This is a genomic window from Streptomyces sp. NPDC047085 (assembly GCF_040643735.1).
GTDB lineage: Bacteria > Actinomycetota > Actinomycetes > Streptomycetales > Streptomycetaceae > Streptomyces.
On sequence record NZ_JBEYUW010000013.1, the window covers coordinates 50,848 to 67,391 of the forward strand.

General features: G+C 68.8%; 14 protein-coding genes and 7 pseudogenes. 10 read left to right on the forward strand and 11 right to left on the reverse strand.

The genetic code is table 11. The features are described 5' to 3' along the window. Positions 1-29 precede the first annotated feature (29 nt). Entirely contained in the window at positions 30-602 is a 573-nt protein-coding gene (locus tag ABZ865_RS33655; protein ID WP_361239331.1) for a maleylpyruvate isomerase family mycothiol-dependent enzyme, read from the reverse strand. 4 nt (positions 603-606) lie between these two features. After that, positions 607-732, reverse strand: a pseudogene (locus ABZ865_RS33660) (site-specific integrase); the annotation flags it as partial. Between the two features lie 246 nt (positions 733-978). Between ABZ865_RS33660 and ABZ865_RS33665 the strand changes: the two are divergent. Further along, positions 979-1,617, forward strand: coding sequence for a BlaI/MecI/CopY family transcriptional regulator (locus tag ABZ865_RS33665; RefSeq protein ID WP_361238986.1), 639 nt, complete (start codon positions 979-981; stop codon positions 1,615-1,617). A gap of 262 nt (positions 1,618-1,879) precedes the next feature. Here ABZ865_RS33665 and ABZ865_RS33670 read toward each other — a convergent pair. Together ABZ865_RS33670 and ABZ865_RS33675 are read right to left on the reverse strand one after the other, a co-directional pair. Further along, positions 1,880-3,443: pseudogene (locus tag ABZ865_RS33670) on the reverse strand (oxidoreductase). Positions 3,444-3,526: 83 nt separating this feature from the next. Continuing rightward, positions 3,527-4,477 (reverse strand): 5'-nucleotidase, encoded by a 951-nt coding sequence (locus ABZ865_RS33675; RefSeq protein ID WP_361238988.1) that lies wholly within the window; start codon positions 4,475-4,477, stop codon positions 3,527-3,529. A 142-nt stretch (positions 4,478-4,619) separates the two neighbouring features. Between ABZ865_RS33675 and ABZ865_RS33680 the strand changes: the two are divergent. Both ABZ865_RS33680 and ABZ865_RS33685 read left to right on the forward strand, forming a co-directional pair. Next, a pseudogene (locus tag ABZ865_RS33680) lies at positions 4,620-4,973 on the forward strand (transposase); the annotation flags it as partial. Between the two features lie 150 nt (positions 4,974-5,123). Then, positions 5,124-5,622: pseudogene (locus ABZ865_RS33685) on the forward strand (transposase); the annotation flags it as partial. A gap of 234 nt (positions 5,623-5,856) precedes the next feature. Here the strand turns inward: ABZ865_RS33685 and snpA are convergent. Then, positions 5,857-6,513: pseudogene (gene snpA, locus ABZ865_RS33690) on the reverse strand (snapalysin); the annotation flags it as partial. A gap of 1,235 nt (positions 6,514-7,748) precedes the next feature. Here snpA and ABZ865_RS33695 point away from each other — a divergent pair. Further along, positions 7,749-7,871, forward strand: a pseudogene (locus ABZ865_RS33695) (IS630 family transposase); the annotation flags it as partial. A 29-nt stretch (positions 7,872-7,900) separates the two neighbouring features. On the opposite strand, the gene ABZ865_RS33700 reads toward ABZ865_RS33695, so the two are convergent. Together ABZ865_RS33700 and ABZ865_RS33705 are read right to left on the reverse strand one after the other, a co-directional pair. Beyond that, positions 7,901-8,074, reverse strand: coding sequence for a hypothetical protein (locus ABZ865_RS33700; RefSeq protein WP_361238990.1), 174 nt, complete (start codon positions 8,072-8,074; stop codon positions 7,901-7,903). 168 nt (positions 8,075-8,242) lie between these two features. After that, a complete protein-coding gene (locus tag ABZ865_RS33705; RefSeq protein WP_361238992.1) occupies positions 8,243-9,004 on the reverse strand; it encodes a maleylpyruvate isomerase family mycothiol-dependent enzyme in 762 nt (253 codons plus the stop codon). A gap of 132 nt (positions 9,005-9,136) precedes the next feature. Between ABZ865_RS33705 and ABZ865_RS33710 the strand changes: the two are divergent. Together ABZ865_RS33710 and ABZ865_RS33715 are read left to right on the forward strand one after the other, a co-directional pair. Then, positions 9,137-9,450: pseudogene (locus ABZ865_RS33710) on the forward strand (transposase); the annotation flags it as partial. Between the two features lie 122 nt (positions 9,451-9,572). Next, complete coding sequence (locus ABZ865_RS33715) at positions 9,573-9,788, forward strand: hypothetical protein (RefSeq protein ID WP_361238994.1); 216 nt, start codon at positions 9,573-9,575, stop codon at positions 9,786-9,788. A gap of 158 nt (positions 9,789-9,946) precedes the next feature. Here ABZ865_RS33715 and ABZ865_RS33720 read toward each other — a convergent pair whose 3' ends face one another. Next, positions 9,947-10,570 (reverse strand): TetR family transcriptional regulator, encoded by a 624-nt coding sequence (locus ABZ865_RS33720; protein ID WP_361238996.1) that lies wholly within the window; start codon positions 10,568-10,570, stop codon positions 9,947-9,949. Positions 10,571-10,727: 157 nt separating this feature from the next. Here ABZ865_RS33720 and ABZ865_RS33725 point away from each other — a divergent pair, with 157 nt between their 5' ends. Beyond that, the gene (locus ABZ865_RS33725) at positions 10,728-12,932 is read left to right on the forward strand and encodes an MMPL family transporter (protein ID WP_361238998.1); all 2,205 of its coding nucleotides are present in this window, start codon (positions 10,728-10,730) and stop codon (positions 12,930-12,932) included. A 47-nt stretch (positions 12,933-12,979) separates the two neighbouring features. Then, positions 12,980-13,699, forward strand: a complete 720-nt coding sequence (locus ABZ865_RS33730; RefSeq protein ID WP_361239000.1) for a DUF2993 domain-containing protein — start codon at positions 12,980-12,982, stop codon at positions 13,697-13,699. Positions 13,700-13,887: 188 nt separating this feature from the next. Here ABZ865_RS33730 and ABZ865_RS33735 read toward each other — a convergent pair whose 3' ends face one another. The 3 genes from ABZ865_RS33735 to ABZ865_RS33745 all read right to left on the reverse strand — a co-directional run bounded on the left by ABZ865_RS33735 (position 13,888) and on the right by ABZ865_RS33745 (position 15,088). Beyond that, a complete protein-coding gene (locus ABZ865_RS33735) occupies positions 13,888-14,382 on the reverse strand; it encodes a hypothetical protein (RefSeq protein ID WP_361239002.1) in 495 nt (164 codons plus the stop codon). A 116-nt stretch (positions 14,383-14,498) separates the two neighbouring features. Continuing rightward, positions 14,499-14,693, reverse strand: a complete 195-nt coding sequence (locus ABZ865_RS33740) for a hypothetical protein (protein ID WP_361239004.1) — start codon at positions 14,691-14,693, stop codon at positions 14,499-14,501. Positions 14,694-14,803: 110 nt separating this feature from the next. Further along, complete coding sequence (locus ABZ865_RS33745) at positions 14,804-15,088, reverse strand: hypothetical protein (RefSeq protein ID WP_361239006.1); 285 nt, start codon at positions 15,086-15,088, stop codon at positions 14,804-14,806. A 160-nt stretch (positions 15,089-15,248) separates the two neighbouring features. On the opposite strand from ABZ865_RS33745, the gene ABZ865_RS33750 reads away from it, so the two are divergent. Beyond that, positions 15,249-15,443, forward strand: a complete 195-nt coding sequence (locus ABZ865_RS33750; RefSeq protein WP_361239008.1) for a hypothetical protein — start codon at positions 15,249-15,251, stop codon at positions 15,441-15,443. A gap of 225 nt (positions 15,444-15,668) precedes the next feature. Further along, positions 15,669-16,322 carry a class I SAM-dependent methyltransferase gene (locus tag ABZ865_RS33755; protein WP_361239010.1) on the forward strand — a complete coding sequence of 218 codons (654 nt, stop codon included), beginning with the start codon at positions 15,669-15,671 and terminating at the stop codon, positions 16,320-16,322. Positions 16,323-16,544: the final 222 nt, after the last annotated feature.

Consider the following 16,544-nt stretch of genomic DNA (forward strand, 5'->3'; position numbering starts at 1 on the left):
GATGTCTCAGCGGTTGGCGTGCGAGGACTTCAGCCGGTCGACGCCGTCGCCGCAGGATGTCCAGACAGGCGGTGCGTCCGGTCGAGAGCAGCAACAGGGCCAGGGCCGGCCCGGCGATCTCCGGCCCTTCTCCCGTCGCCCAGTCGGTGTCGGTCGCCCGGAGAGTGAAGCCGGGCCAGGCGGCGCTCGGCGTGGAACGGCCAGCCCATCGCCCAGACCGTGCGCGGTGCTTCGCGGCTGTGTTCGGCTGGGACGGGAAACTCTCGAGCGAGCGGGAGGGCGATGTCCTGACCGTGGACGATCACGTCGAACAGCGCGTTACGGGTGTCCAACACCTTCGCCGTCCGCCGGGTGCCGGCGTGGCTGCGGATCGCGGCGACCAGGTCTGCGGGATCGCGGGAGCCGTGCCGTCGGGCCAGCACGGTATTGATCCGGTCGGGGCTGAACCGCGCACGCGGCGCGACCGCGACCATGTCCCAGGTGGTGATGGTGGGGACCGGGGCGAGGTGTCCCGCGACGTCCCGCACACGCCGGCCCCGGCACAGCGACTCCTGGTCCCATTCGGCCGGGGTGAGTTCTTCCAGCAGGTCGGCGATCCGCAGACGGGTCGCGCGGACAGCGGACCAGTAAGAGTCCGAGTCCCGGCCTGCGGTGAGTGACGAACACCGGCCCGCGCGTACGGCCCTTGATCAGCCGGGGCAACAGCCGGGCGGTGCCGGCGTCCCAGAACACGGGCAGGTAGCACACCAGGTTGCGATCTGCCGTGCGCCATCCACCGGCTGACCATCCGGTAGCGCCACTCGCCGCAGACCCCATTCCAGAGCCCTGAAACCGGAAGGCGTTGCCCGCACAGCGAAAACAGGGCTTCTGGCCCGTATTATCGCTGCACCCGGGCATGCGGCGGCCGGAACATCGTTCCTGGTCCGCCGGTACGGCCCGTGAGGGGCTTCAGCCCGGCCACGAACCGAGGAGAGCAAGATGTCCGAAGGCACGGCTACGACTACGACCACCGAATTGACTTCGCAATACATCAGCCAGGTGGCCAGCGACCTCGAACGCAACATCAAAGAGCAGGAACGGATCACAGCGGAACTGACCGAACTGCAGCAGCAGTTGACCACACTGCAGCAGGACCACACCGTGCTGGTCAGCATCCAACAGGCCCTCGGTGTCCCGGCAACAGTCCCTGACTCTGCCAGCCCCGACAGCGCCTCCGTGCCCTCCCCCAGGAAGAGGACCACGAAAGCGCCTGGCACTCGCCGGCCGGCGAAGACAGGCACTGCCCAACAGCCCAGGACCAAGAAGCAGCCCGGCTCGAAGCCCGCTGCCAGGAAGGCGGCAGCGAAAGCCACTCGCCCCACCCTGGTCAACCTCGTCCACCGCCATCTCACCGAGCAGAGCGAACCCCGCTCCGCGGCGGAGGTCGCCGAGGCACTCGGCCACGCGCACCCCGACCGCAACATCGCGACCACTGTCGTGCGCACCACCCTCGAAAACCTCGTGGCCAAAAGCCTGGCCCAGCGGACCAAGCAAGGCAGCTCTGTCTACTACACCGCTGCCGATGCGCCGAAGCCGACGGCACCCACGGGCGAAGCCCAGCCTGAAACCGCCGGATAGGCCGCGGGCCTGTGGAGGCTCGCACAAGCGGGCCCGCCTGCCATCCTCGGCAGCGGAATGCCCCCTTGCGTCGGAGGGCTTGAGGCGGGCGGCGGCCGTGCGGCGGGCCTGCTGTTCCTTGGCCAGGCACACCGCCTGACCCGGTCGACGGGGCTTCGTCCGGTCTTGGCTCCCCCTTTGACGCCCGGATGTGGGAGCCGTCGACGGCCGCCCGGGAGGCGGTGATCGCTCGCCGGGCACCGAGCACGGCTCCGGCCTGCCGCTAGTTCTTCTGCAGGGTGCGAGTGACACCCGCGATGACGGCGGTTGTCAGCACCCAGCCGAGGGCGATCAGCAGGTAGGCCAGCCACTGGAGGCTGTCGTTCGACCAGTACCAGGTCGTGCGCTGACCCAGACCCCCGATGGGGATCAAGAGGTCGAGTGTGTAGACGAGGGGCTGGAACGGGGCACCTTCGCCTTGTTTGACCGGCTTGGGGGAGTCCGTATAGAAGGACAGCGTGCCCAGCAGGATCAGTGCGAGGAGCCAGACGCCGGCCAGCCAGGGCCGGTAGCCGTAGCCGACGGTCACGTCGAGGAGATGGCCCCACGCGCGGGCTGCCGGGGACAGTGCGCGGCGCCGGTGGCGTTGCTTGGCGAGGAGGACGCGGCGGGCGTCGTCGTCGTGCCCGGCCTTGCGGTACCAGGCGGCCAACTGCTCGTACGGTTGTGGGTTGTAGCCCGGACTGCTGCGTATCCATGCCACGCGTCGGGCCACGGACTCCCGGTCTCCCACGGCCTCGTGGCGCTCGTCGTTCGCGTCCGCCGTCTTGATGGAGCCATAGACGAAGCCCGTCCAACTCGACCCTCTCCGGCCAGCTGTGCTCGTTCTCGTGGAGGTACGACACCTGAGCGCCCCGCAGGTCGAGGGTGCCGGACGGGGGTCGGGCAAGGGTGAGATCGAGGTCGACGGCTTGCAGGTGCATGGCGATCAGGGCCGGGGCGTCTCCGTCGTCGGTGGGCGGGTTCAGGACGGCTCCGTCGAAGGTCACGTTGTCCGTGACCTGGGTGCCGCGCAGCCGTACGGTGCCGTTCGCGGTGAATCCCTCGGAGAACTTGAGCGACGAGGCTACGGCGTTGTCGAGGTTGAGGGCCACGCCGCGTGGGCCGGGTCCTTCCAGTCGGGCGCCCTGCATGGCCAGGGTGCCCGGCAACTTTGCCCCCATCAGCCGAACTTCTCCGTATGCGACGAACCCGTTTCGGCAGAAGACGCCCCCTTCCATGGCCAGGCCACCGGCCGACAGGGCCCACCCGGCCGGTGCGATCAACTTGGCCCCGTTGAGGAGCAGTCCGCCGTTCACCCGGGCGTCGGTGAGTGACAGGGCGGTGCTCAAGCGGTTGAAGGGTGTGGGGGCACCGCCTTCCACCACGGAGTGCCGCAGGGAGAAGTTGCCCTCGATGCGGGCCGAATCGGCCTCGATGCCGGGTATCCGGCTGTCCGTGAACACGAGGGTCTGCGTCGACGCGCCGAGGAGATTCACCGCCTCCTCGAACCAGCATGCCTCCAGCCAGAGGGCATGGGCGATCTGCGCGCCGGCCAGGTCCAGGCATCCGGAGATCCGTGCCCCAGTGAGCCTCAGACGCGCCACCGCACCCGGCTGCCCGGTGTTCGCGCCCAGCAACAACGCGGCGACCACCGCCGCCCGCACCGTCCGCTCGGGCCCCCACCGCCCGCCGTCGGCGACCCTGTCCTCCTCCGCAATACCCGTACGCAGATCCACCCGCCGCCCCTCGGGGAACGCGTCCCACAGCTCACGCTCAGGTGAAGTCAACTCGTCGTAGGAAAGCACTCATGCAGAGTAGTGATCTTCCTTCGTGCTCGCCTGCCCCCATCGCACCCGGATCGGACGAAGTCCCTTTCTGCCAGGAGTTCTTACTCAGGTGCCGGGCGGCCCCGCTCGTTTATCTTCCCGAAGGGAACGTGCACGCTCGGAGTGCTGCGGGCGGTACCGGTGAGGTGGCTGACCTGGTCGTCGAAGAAGATGTGGGGCTTGAGGACCTCCATGATCGTGCTCTTGTCTATGCCACCGAGGAAGAAGGCGTCGTTGACGGTCACGCCCCAGTCCTTCAGGCTGCGTACCGGGCGTTCGTGAGCGGGTGCGTTACGGGCGGTGACGAGGGAGACGTGGACGCGGGTCTTGTAGTCGGCGTCTTGTGCCCGCTGTTCTTCTTCGCGCTGCTGGAGCCGGTTGATGGCGGCGAGGAAGTCCCGTAGTGGTCCCGGGTCGTGCGGGGTGGCAGCGTTCGTCGTCTCGTGGGAGTGGAAGCCCTTGATGCCGTCGGCCTGGTAGATCTGTTCCGAGGCGTCGTTGGCGAGGACTCCGTCGAAATCGAAGGCGATCCGGAGGTCCTGGTCATCGTCCTCGTCGGCCGTGGCAGGGCCGACGAGGACGCGGCCGGCGGGCAGCCCAAGCGTGACGGCCTCACGGACGTCGGTCTCGTTCGCGGACAGGAACAGGGACATGTTCAGGGCGGGCATGAAGCGGTAGGGCGAGCGGCCCTGCATGAAGATGGCCCGGCTGATCGGCAGGCCGTGGGACTGGATGGATCGCATGACCCGCAGCCCGGTGTCGGGATCGTTGCGGGACAGGATGATGACTTCGACCAGAGGGTCGTGGGGTGAGAGGTCGTTCAGGGACAGCAGCCTGCGGATGAAGGGGAAGGCGACCCCTTTGTCCAGCATGTCATCCAGGTGCGCCTCCTGATAGGCGCGGTAGGCCTCCTCCCCCTGATCACGGAAGACAGCATCCGCCTCGGCCAGGTCGAACAGTGCGCTGGAGGCGATACCGACGACGAGGCGGTTCTTGAGGTCATAGACGGCCACGGCGTCCTCCCCCACACTCATTCGCACACCAGCCTCAATCAGGGTAAGCCGCCACGTGCTACGGGAGCGGCCGTGCGGGGTACCTTCATGCGGGGCAGGGAGTGGAGCGGCTCGCCACGCACGTTGACCGCAGTTCGAGCCGGTCCTGGAGACAATCCGGGTGCCCCGGCTCGGTCGGGGCCGACCCCGCAGGCGCCCGAGCCGAGTACGGGCCGACAAGGTGTACAACTCCCGCAATAGCCGGGCCTATCTGCGATGACGCGGCATCAGGGCGACCATCCCGGTTCCGGCGGACCGAGTCCTCAACCGCCGAAGACTCCTCTCCTGAGGCGGTCGGCCGCCGAAGTTCGACAAGACCGACTACCGCGAACGACACGCAGTCGAATGCGAGATCAACCGCCTCAAGCGCCGCCGGGCCGTGGCCACGAGATACGACAAGCTTGCCGTCCGCTACGAGGCGACCGTGCTGGTCGCAGTCCTCAACGAACGGCTGTGACGAGCATGTTCACTCTGAACCTGAGGATCAAGCATGCTAACTGTATCGGTAGCTGCCGGTGACAGCATGGCGTCCTTCAGGTCGGCCAGGGTGATCCAGCAATCGAGCAGCAGCGAGTTCAAACCCTGTCTCCTCCCGAAGCTCACGAGCGACGGGCCGGTGAGGTCTCTGGCCGAGCTGTCGCTCGTGGGCGAACACCGCCGCGGGCATGGCGGGCTCTACGCGGCCGTGGCTCATGGACGGATCGATACCGGCCGGCTGCGTCAGGCACTGGCCGAAGTACCGCTGCCGCGGGCCACTGACGGCCGACTGGTCCTGGCCGTCGACATCACCTGCCGGCTGCGGCCCGACGCCCACACCTCACCAGAGCGGATCCTGTGTCACACCGACGGCCGAGGCTAAGACCAGCACATCCCTGCCCCCGGGCTGGCCATACTCGATCATTTGTGCACTCGAGTCCGGCCGCCGCTCGCGGACCGCACCCCTGGACGCACCGCGTCTGACGCCGGGAGACGACACGGCCACCGTCACCGCGCGCCAACTGCGCGAACTGCTGGAACGACTGATCACCGTCGGGCAATGGCGGACGGGCGACCCGGTCATCCTCGTCATCGCGGACGCCGGATACGACGCACCCCGGCTGGCATTCACGGTCGTTGTTGGTCGTGGCAGGGTCCTTGGCAGTGTTCGGGCTGTACGCACTGCCGGGTGATCTGCTGTTGCCGTGGGATCAGCCAATACGGATCAGGATCGGTGCGGGTGCCGGCGCGGTGATCCCAGGCGCGCTGGGCGCCTGGGCATCGCCCCTGATCGGTGCCCCGCCCCCACCGGCGGCACCGCCTGCGAGCGGGCCGGTGGTTTCGGGTGATCCTGCCGTGCCCGGAGCCTGCGCGGGTCCGTTGGCCCACAGCTGGTCGACACGCGAGCGCTCGGTGTCGTTCGGGTAGCGGTTGGTGCAGGACGGGCCGGCGGTACCGCCTGACATCAGCTCACTGCACGGCCCGCCGTAGTCGTCCGGAAGGCCCAGCACGTGCCCGGTCTCGTGGGTGACGACGCGGACCGAGTCGTACTGCTGGCTCTGGGTGTAGTCGAGGAAGACATAGCCACTTCCGTGGCCGTTGGTGGAGGCGTAGGACCCGCGCGGGTCGTTACCCTCGCGGTAGGAGAAGTCGGCACCCCCGCTCGACGCCTCCTGGAGCTTGACGTTGGACTCGGAGCTGTTCCAGATCGACGCCGCGCTCGCTATCTGCGAACGGAAGCTCGGTGCTTGGGAGGCGTTGTAGTAGAGGGTCACCGCCTGCGCGTTCGGCTGGGCGGCACGCTTCTCGGCGACGGACTTGCGGACGGCCTCGAAGAACGCCTTGTTGTTCGCGGCCTCCTCAACCGACCCGGTGTACTGCGCCGCGGAGGTACCGGTGGCACCGGACGGGGTGTCGGCCGTCTGGGCGCTGGCCGGCACCGCCGCGCCGAGCGCGCTGGAGGCCAGACCCAGGCCGAGAGCGAGGGCGAGGAGTCTCGCGGACGTTCGGGACGAGTTCATGTGGGGGGCTCCTACTCACTCGGTGACGCCGAGCGCCCGGTGTGCGGTCGACTCTGCCTGAACACCGGCTCCGAACTGCGGCGACGTCCTGTGGGTCGTCATTCTTAGAACGGCTCGACAGGGAGCGCAAAGGGTCCCTTCCACTATGTCGCCTCGTAGGTCCCCGGACGTCGCCAGGGCAGTGCACGGCTCTCCGGTCCGCACCTGGCAGGCAGGAGGTGAAGCTGTCGCGGCGTCAGAATCCTTACATCATAGGGCAAACGGGCGGTGCGGGCCGACCGGGGAAATCCCAGGACGCGCGGCCGGATCCATATCCAGGCCAAGGCGGACAAATCCCTGGATATCTGCCATATCCCATCTACTAAGCGTGCTGGTTTGTCGGCGGGGCCCTGTGACCGACGTCATAGAACATGAGCTTCCGCTTCTTTCGCGCCCCCCTGCCCCCTGGGCGGCACCCCTCACCGCTGAGCCGCCGCCGCTCAGTCCTGATCACGTTGGAGGCCGCCGAGCCCGGCGTGCAGCCCGGCGAGCGGCGCGGAGGCAAGGCCGATGGGTTCCTCAGCCGCCTCCGGCAGCGCGTCCGCCGCACCCGGTGGCTTCGGGACTGCGCGGGCCGGGCAGTCGTCAGCCACGCGAACGAAGTACGTGCCCGTCTCGAACAGGTCGCCTGGCTCGACACCGGTCCCGCCTGTACCGCTGTGCCTGTTCCGGTTTTGGCACCCGAGAGGCGCTGCTGGTGGTAGTGCTCAGCCGGGCAGCGGGAGACGCATCACGTCAGGTATGAGCTCCGGGTTCGGACGCCTAAGGGGTCACTTCACCAGGGTGTTGCGCCCGCCGCTGCGGCACCCAGGCGGCTAAGGCGACCTCTGGCACGTCCGGGGCGAGCTCGCAGCTGGCCACGCCCGGAGGCAGCGAGGCGTCCACGATCGCCACGGCGGGCCAGCGCCTTCCTCCTGGCCGGAGCCGGGGCAGCGGGCGCCATGGCCCTGCGCCGCCGCCGCACGCGGCCCTGACCGCAAACAGAACAGGCACCGCCCGCCCAGCCAGGACGGGGGTGCCTCTGCCCGGCCGGCCGCCTGAACGGCTCAGCCAGGACGACCGGTGATCGTCATACCGACCAAGCGGACAGCCAACAGCCGTACTGGCTGAGCCCGTTCAGCAACGCCACAACCGGCGATCTGTCCCCGCCCAGCACCAGCGACCGTGCACAGTGCAACACCACCGCGCCCGGATCGCGCACGGCCCGCGGCCTGCACAACTACCTGCGCCGACACAACGCCAACGCCCGCCACCCCGACGTGCTGGCCGCCCAATGCCGCGAACGCGCCCGCATCCGCAGGGAGAAGGGCGTCCGCTGGACGGACAGCCCGTCTCTGAAGCAGCGCCCTCAGGCCTGGGATTCGCTTCCCAGGTCAACGAATCCGCCCTCGCCGTCGTCGCGAAAGGTGATGGCATCCTTGCCGATGCCCAGAGCGTCAAGCAGGACGTCCAGCGCCGCGTCGACGTCAGCCTCAGCGCGGCTGACCCAGACGAGGACATCGGGGCATGCACTGCCTTCCAACCGGCTGGGGCTCTGCCTGACCGCTTGGCTGAGTCGGCAATGCTGCGGGAGGCCTCGGGCCCGAGCGGTACGAGGCTGTACTGGCCGTCCGCCGTGCGGAGGCGGAGCTGTTCGCGATGTTCACCGACGCGGACGTCATCGAGGCCGTCCGCTGGCGGTATTGACTGGCTAGTCCTCGGGCTCCCAGGCGATCAGCTGCTCGAACACCTGCTGGTCGCCCTCGATCTTCAGGTCGCTCAGCGTGAGGCGGCCCCAGACGAAGAGGAGCAGCTGCTCGGCCGTGCCCGTGGCCGAAGCGGAGGCGGGCGCGGCGTCGTCCGTGAGGGGTGCGGGCCAGGCGCCGGTGCCGTCCAGCGCGAGGAGCCAGGAGCGGCCCTCGGTGGCGTGGTAGTGGATGGTGGCGGCCTCGTGCGGCCAGGCCGTCGGGGTGGAGTTGCAGGTGTCGAGAAACTCGGCCACGCCGTCGATCGCGACGTCCGCCGGCATCGGCTGCACGGCGCCTGCGGCGAGCTGGGCGTCATAGGTGTGCACCAGCACCTCGTGCACCCGGCGCCGGGCAACGCCCCAGGCATTCGCCGGCGACACGCCGGCGCGCCACCACGCCCAGCACTCGCGCTCCGGGCCAGCCTCGCGCAGCGCACTCAGCAGCAGCTCGTTCGACTCGGCGTACCAGGCCAGCAGCGCCTCGGGCTCGCGCGGCGCCTCCGCGGCATCCTTGGCCGGCGGAGCCTCGGCCGGGCCCGCGGCGACGATCGCTGCCCACCAGCGCTGGCCCGTACCCAGGTGCTGCACCAGATCGAACAACGTCCACTCGGGGCAGGACGGCACCGGCGCGTCAAGGCTGGGCGCGGCGGCAACCGCACTCCGGAACGCGGCCGACCGCTCGTCGATCAGTTGCAGCAGGGCGGAAAACTCAAGACTCTCTGTCACATCGCTTACCTATCACCCCAGCTCAGCCGACCGCATCCTATTTTCCGGGCCGTCAGCTGCGGGAGTTGGAGCACCCAAGAGAACGCCTGGTCGTAGCCATATCCCCTTTCTGGCCGGCTCGTCGAACGAGTCATGGGGAAGGGGAACGGTCCTCCGTGGATGGTGCCGGATGACCTGTGGGGGCGGATCGAGCCGTTGCTGCCGGTCAGGCAGCGGCGTCCGCGCCATTCCGCCGGCTGCCAGTGGACGACCGTGGTTGCCTGCAGCGCATCCTGTTCGTGCTGCACACCGGGATCCAGTGGGAGTGGCTGCCGCAGGAGCTCGGCTTCGGGTCCGGGATGACGTGCCGGCGCCGGCTGCGGGACTGGCACGAGGCCGGGGTGTGGGACCGGCTGCACCAGGTGCTGCTGACCGAGCTGCACCGTGCCGGGAAGCTGGACTGCTCGCCTTGCGCAGTCGATGGCGCCGGACGTCGACCTGACCGACCCGGCAGCGGGTGCGCAGTCGAAGCCGTCCCTGACGGCGGTGCGCAGCGCGCGGCGCGCGGCGCGCAGGCGGCGCGTGGTCGGTGACGGTGACGGTGGCGGCGCAGTACGCCGACGGAAGGCAGCGCTACGGCGCCGTGCCGGTGGCCGCCGACCGGGCGGGCGCCTCGTTCACGGTGACCGATGCGCCCGCGGTGGTAGCCGGTCCGGTCCAGGCCGAGGTGCCGAAGTCGCCGTACGGCGTGAGGGCCCCGGAGGGTGATCTGTCCTCCGCTGTCGGAAAGTTCCTCGCCGCGTAGCTGACTGGTGGCGGCGAGGTCGACCGCTGCCTGGCGCCGCTTCCACACGATGACTGTCGCACGGCGAGCGCCCCTGCGGTCCGGTCGTAGCCGCCGGGCGTGGTGGGGGAAACCGCGGGTCCAGCGCGCCGGCCAGGGCTTCTCACATCTGCCCGCCGTCACGGGCGTTCAGGGGAGCCGATCTCGCGCAGGATCTCGAAGGCCTGCAGCAGGGGCGCCGGACCCGTGTCAGTGATGCCGGACGCCCGGCGGGCCCGGCGCGTCCGCAGTACAGCACGTACTGCGGAGAGCGCGGCGCAGGCGATGACGGCTGCCTTGAGGTCGGCGTCCGGCGTGTTCTGTGGCAGCCTGCGCCGGACCAGGACGGTGAGTCGTTCCTCGAAGTCCGAGAAGGCCTGCACGAGTCGGGCCGTGATGACGTTCTGGATGTCTTCGAGCGGGTGGCTGAGGGCGGTCAGTGTGGAGGCTGCGAACGGCTTGGCCGCCTCCAGCAGTGCGTTGCACACCGCGTCCAGGGGTTCTTCGTCCGCCGGACGCTCGGACAGGGCGTTCTCGACGTAGGCGAAGACCTCGACGCCGTCCGGCAGCAGGAGCGCTTCCTTGCTCTCGAAGTAGCGGAAGAACGTGCGCACGGAGACGTTCGCGTATGCGGCGATGTCCGCAACGGTGGTGGCCTCGAAGCCGCGCTCTTTGAACAGGCGAGCGGCTCCTTCAAGGAGCAGACGCCGCGTCTCCTCCTTCTTTCGTTCACGCAGGCCACCAGGGGCGATCTCACTCGGCATGGGTCGAAGCCTCCGCCATGGTGTCGCGACTGTCAATTGACACGCGTGCCACAGCCAAGGGTTTTACGGTCGCGAAGTGGCATGAGTGCCACTTGGCATGCATGCCATTTCCTCTCTAGAGTTCGTGTCACTCGTGACACTTTCCTTGGAGACCACGGTGCCCCGACCCTCACTGGACCGCACTGCGCCGGCCGGCGCCCGCACTGACGCGCATCCGCCGGCGAACACCGCCCCCGTACACGGCAGGCTGGGCCGCCTCGGCGGCTTCTGCGCCCGGCATCCGATCCTGGTCATCGCCGCATGGCTGCTGGTCCTCGGTGCCGCCCTGGTCGGGCGGCACCTCGCCGCGCCCACCTTCAGCGACGAGGTCAGCCTGCCCGGCACCGCCTCCCACACCGGCGCGGACCTCCTCGCCACCTCCATGCCCCAAGCGGGCCGACCCAGCGGCAAAGTTGTCTTCCACGCCGGCTCCGGCACCGTGGCCGACCGACGGTCCGCCCTCGATCAAACCCTGGCCGACTTGCGCGACCTGCCCCACGTAACCGCCGCTTCCGCCGCCGTGACCAGTGACGACGGACGCACCGCGTACACCACCGTCTCCTTCGACGAGCAGCTGAAGAACCTCGGCCACGACTACACCGAGCGACTCGACACGGCGACGGAGCCCGCCCGGGCGGCAGGGCTGGGCGTCGCCTACGGCGGCGACTTCGAACAGGTGGTCCGTGAACCGGCCGACGACAAGCTGAGCGAGGGCGTTGGCGTCGTCACCGCCCTCGCCATCCTGCTGCTGGCCTTCGGTTCGGTCCTCGCCGCGCTGCTGCCCCTGGTCACCGCCCTGATCAGCGTGGGAGTCGGCCTGGGCATCGTGGGTATCGTCGCCGGCACCCTCTCCTTCGCGACCTCTGCCACGACCCTCGCCGGCATGATCGGCCTGGGCGTCGGCATCGACTACGCCCTCTTCCTGACGACGCGCTTCCGCCAGGACCTCATCGACGGGCGCGACCCGGTCGAGGCAGCGGCCCGCACGGCGCGCACCAGCGGACGGGCCGTCCTCGTCGCCGCCCTGACCGTGGCCCTCGCCATGCTGAGCCTGTACGCGTGCGGGCTGAGCTTCATCGGCAAGATAGGGCTGGCGGCGACCCTCGCCGTGCTCGTGACAGCCGGTGCCGCCCTCACCCTGGTTCCGGCAGCTCTGGGCCTGGTCGGCAGGTACGTCGACCGGTTCCGGCTGCGCCGCCCCGTCGCCGAGAGCACGGGAGCGCACGACGGCTGGCACCGCTATGCGGGACTCGTCTCCCGGCGCCCGTGGACCTTCCTGGCCGTCGGCCTCACCGTCCTCGGCTTGTGCTCCGTGCCGCTGGCGTCCATGCGCCTGGGACACGTCGACGCCGGCGCGGACCGACCCGGCAGCAGCACCCGTACCGCCTACGACTGGATCGCGCACGCCGACGGGCCGGGCTTCGGGGTGGGGGCGAACGGCCCGGTCCTCACGGTGGTGGACGTGAGCCGGGCGAAGACGCCCGTCGACCGGATCTCGAACGACGTGACGGCGGCTTTGAAGGACACGCATGGCGTGGCCTACTTCAGCCCTGTCAAAGCGAGCGCCGACGGCAAGATCCTCGTCACCACGATCACCCCGGCCACGGGCCCACAGGACACCGCGACCGGCGCCCTGCTCGACACCCTCTCCGGGCGAACGCTGCCGAAGGCCCTCGACGGCACGGGTGCCACTGCCTACCTCACCGGCAGCGTGGCCGGGCAGGCCGACTTCCGTCACAAGGTGGGCGACCGGTTGCCGATCGTCATCGGCATCGTGCTGGTCCTCGCCTTCCTGCTGCTCCTGACCGTCTTCCGCAGTGTGGTGATCCCCCTCAAGGCCGTCGTCCTCAATCTCTTCACCACGTCCGCGTCCTACGGCGTGCTCGTCGCGGTCTTCCAATGGGGCTGGGGCAGCTCACTGCTCGGACTGTCCGAACCGGTGCCCATCGAGTCGTACGTCCCGATGATGATGTTCGCGATCGTCTTCGGACTGTCCATGGACTACGAGATCTTCCTGCTGTCCCGGATCGCCGAAGCCTGGCAGCGCACCGGTGACAACCGGCTCGCCGTGGGGGAAGGACTGTCGGCGACGGCGCGCGTGATCTCCGCCGCGGCCTTCATCATGACGGCGGTGTTCCTGTCCTTCACCGCCTCACCGACCGTGGTCGTGAAGATGCTGGCGCTGGGACTGGCGATCAGCGTGATCGTCGACGCCACGGTGGTCCGTCTCATCCTGGTGCCTTCCGCCATGTTCCTCATGGGCAGGGCGAACTGGTGGATACCCCGCCGACTCGACCGGGTACTCCCGCACCTGTCCGCCTGACCACATCACCCGTCCGCCCAGCCCATCGTTTCGGAGTAGGGAACCACGTGCCCCATAACCCCTGGAGCAAGGTCCGCATCCTTGTCGCGATCACCGCGGCACTGGCCGCTCTCGTCTGCGCGACCGATCTCCTGGTCGAGCACAGGACCGAGGAGCGCATCGCCGCCCAGGCGTCGCAGCGGCTGAAGCCTGAAGGATCGGTGCATGCCGATCTCACCGACCCGCTCGCCGGGCTACGTGCCCTCGGCGGACAGGTCGGTGACGTCGAGGTCAGCGCCAAGGGCGTACGCCGTCAGCAGGCGGTGATGGACGTGACCGTCCGGCTGGACGACGTCACGACGGACGGCGACAGCGCCGGCGGCAGCGGGACCGCCACTGTCGGATACGACCAGGTGACCCGGCGCCTGGGCGTTCTGGGTGACGGCCTGACGGCCGGCGCCCAGAACGGCAGCCTGGTCCTCAGCGGGAGCGTCGGCAGCCTGGGGTTGCCGGTCACCGTACGGGCCGAGGTGTCCACGGCCTCGAACGCCATCACCGTCACGCCCACGGCGGTGGACGTCCTGGGCCGCAGCATGGCGGTCCACGATCTCGACGCCCTGCCGGCCGCGTCCGGGCTGCGGGACAAGCTCGAGCCCCGGACCGTGGCCGTCACGGATCTGCCACGCGGCGTCGCGCTGACCTCGGCGCACGCAACCGACCACGGCCTCGTGCTCGCCTTCTCGATCGCCGCGGGCCCCACACCGGCCGCTGCCGGAGGAACCGCTTGACGGCTAGGGATCTTCCCGCGGTTCGGAGATCAGGGCGGGCCCACACGGACTGGTGACCTGGGGTCCGTTCTCAAGCTGAGCACGACAGCCGTCACAGTCAGGGCACTGAAGTCGTCACCTGCCGCGGGTTTGCGTGGTGTCCGTCAGAGGCGATGACGCGGACAAGGTGGGTCAGGCAGCCCCGCGGCTCACTGTGGAAGCGTGGAGGCCTCGCCGACGGCGGCGAGCAGTTCGAAGGGGAGCTCTCGATCGACTTGGCCGATGGTGAGCCCCAACCAGCGACCAGCGGACGACACCTGCCACATCTGCATGCTCCCAGCAAGGATGCACAGGGAGCCCAGGGGCTCAGGCACCTCCTCGATGTCTGGGTAGTCCGGGTTGTCGAGCCCGAGATAGGGCCACAGATCGACCTCGGTCGGACTGCCCCAACGCCCAGCCAGCACCGTGACCAGTGCGGTGAGGTCTGCCTCCAACTCCTCCTCGGCCGACGTGATCGTCTCCGGACCAGGAACGTCCCAGAAGTCCCGGCTCTCCCGGAGAACAGCGATGTGATATCCGGGCCCGCTCCATCCGTGTCGCGTCCTCGACCGGCCTTCCTGTTCGGGGAACGGCAGAGCGATCAAGGCATCGATGATCGACAGCTGCTCCTCGGCGGCGCCTGCGGACCGGGGCTGGATCGGCATGGCTGGAGTGTAAGGCTGGTGACGGATGTCGTGCCCAGATGGCAGCTATTCATTGGGCCCGACTCCCTGGGGAGTTGTGACCATTCCGTCCGAGATGAGTGAAGCCCTGTCAGCGGCTATGGGAGGTAGGTGACCTGCAGCACGGTGATCGTCTTGAACGCCTCCCCTACGAGGAGGACGGCGAACGCGTGATCGGTGACGATCATCCGCATGACGCCATCGTCTTCACCGTAGGGCTGGGTGGCGGCGATGGGCTCGTGGCATGCGTCGGCGAGTGCGAGGGTGAGGGCTTCGCCGGCGTCCGATGGCATCGCCTCGTGGACGGCCTCGGCGGCCGGGTCGTACTTGAGTCGGTACGCGGACAGGGGTCTCCCACGAATACGCTGTTACGACGCTATGAGTGACCGTGTGTGGTGCCTTCTCAGGCTGCGCCACGTGTGCGAATCCGTTCGGCATCAGCGAGGACTCGGTAGGTGACGTCGGCCCAGTCCGCGGTCGGGTCTTCGCCGCGGGACTCCACTGCTGCGATCTCCGGGCCGCGTTCGACAGCGGCCACGATGTCCTTGGCGATGCGCTCCCACCTGGCGAATACCTGCAGCAGTTCGTATGCCGGCGCCCGGTTGATCTCAGCGAGGAACCGCTGAGCGAGGGCCGGGTTGCCGAGGGCGTCGCGGATGGACTCGATGGTCCACGGCTGCTCGCTCATTCCGGCCTCCAAGCGCTGGCGGTTTCTGGTTCAGGCTAGCGCGTAAGTGGTACCACTTTTAGCTCTGCCAGAGGGACTCTGCCAGGACGTTGCTCGCGAGCCGCAGCGCCTCCACCGAGGCGGGCCCGTAACTGTCTGCCCCGCCGCCCGTTGCCACGGCATGGATGATGTGTTGGACGCCGATTTTGATCCCGCGGAGCTGTACGAGCCGCGCCTGCCCCTGTTCACCCTGTCGCAGGCGTATGACCTGCTGGAGATGCTCAACCACTTCAGCGCCTTCGACGACAGTTGGGGAGGCCAGGCGCGACGCTATGCCGCGGAGCTGGCCGCGCGGTTGCCGTCGCCTGACGCCTAGCGAGCTGGTGCACGGTGGGCGGTGAGGCGAGCCGTGCTCACGATCTGTGGATCGGCTCGGGGAGGACGTGCCTTCCCGGGCGATTGATCGATAGGTCATCGAGCAAGGCCGACGTTGCCGCGTCAGCTGGGAAGGCACACGCTTCCAGCGGGGCCAACTCGTCGAACGTCCCACCGCCGTGGCAGCATGATCGGCTTCAGCCAAGCGCCCAGGGAGGCATCCGCCATGTCCGGCCTCGACAGCCAGGTTTCCTACTGGGATGCCGCCGCTGCCACGAAGACGTTCACCCACCCGCTGTATCTGCCCTGGCTCAACGGGATCGGCAGGCAGGCAGCGATCCTCGACTACGGATGCGGCTACGGACGCATCATGGAGGAGCTCGAACGGCACGGCTTCGACGACCTCACGGGGGCCGACGCCTCGCCAGGAATGATCGAACGGGCACGCCACCTGCACCCCACCATGCGCTTTGCAGCCCTGGATGCACCACCGGTCTTGCCTTATCCGGACGCCGGCTTCGACGCGGTCCTGCTCTTCGCCGTGCTGACGTGCGTCCCCGGCGATGAAGCCCAACACCGATTGATCGCCGAGCTGAACCGCGTCCTCAAGCCCGGCGGGATCCTCTACATCAGCGACCTTCTGCTGCAAGGCGACGAACGCAACCGCAGCCGCTACAGCCGCTATGCCGATCGCTACGGCAGTTATGGCGTGTTCGAAACCGGCGACGGTGCGGTCTGTCGCCATCACTCCCGCGAGTGGCTCTCCACCCTGCTCGCCGGATTCGAAACCGTCGACACCCGGAACATCACGGTGGCGACCATGAACGGGCATGAGTCAACGGGGATCCAGATCCTCGCCCGCAAGCCCACGCTGAGGTGAGCGCAGCTTAGATCCACAGATCGTCGACGGCACTGAGACCCGGTCCGGTGGCCGGCCGTCGCACGCAAGGGCCGTGACAGCTCATCTCCGGCAAGAGCAAGCAACGCGCCGTCAAGGCCATGGTGGTCATGGACGGGGACGGCCGAGTGCTGTTATGCAGCCCGACCCGGCCCGGCAGCTGCGCGGACATCACCCACGCCCGGCGGTTAGGGCTGGTCGAGC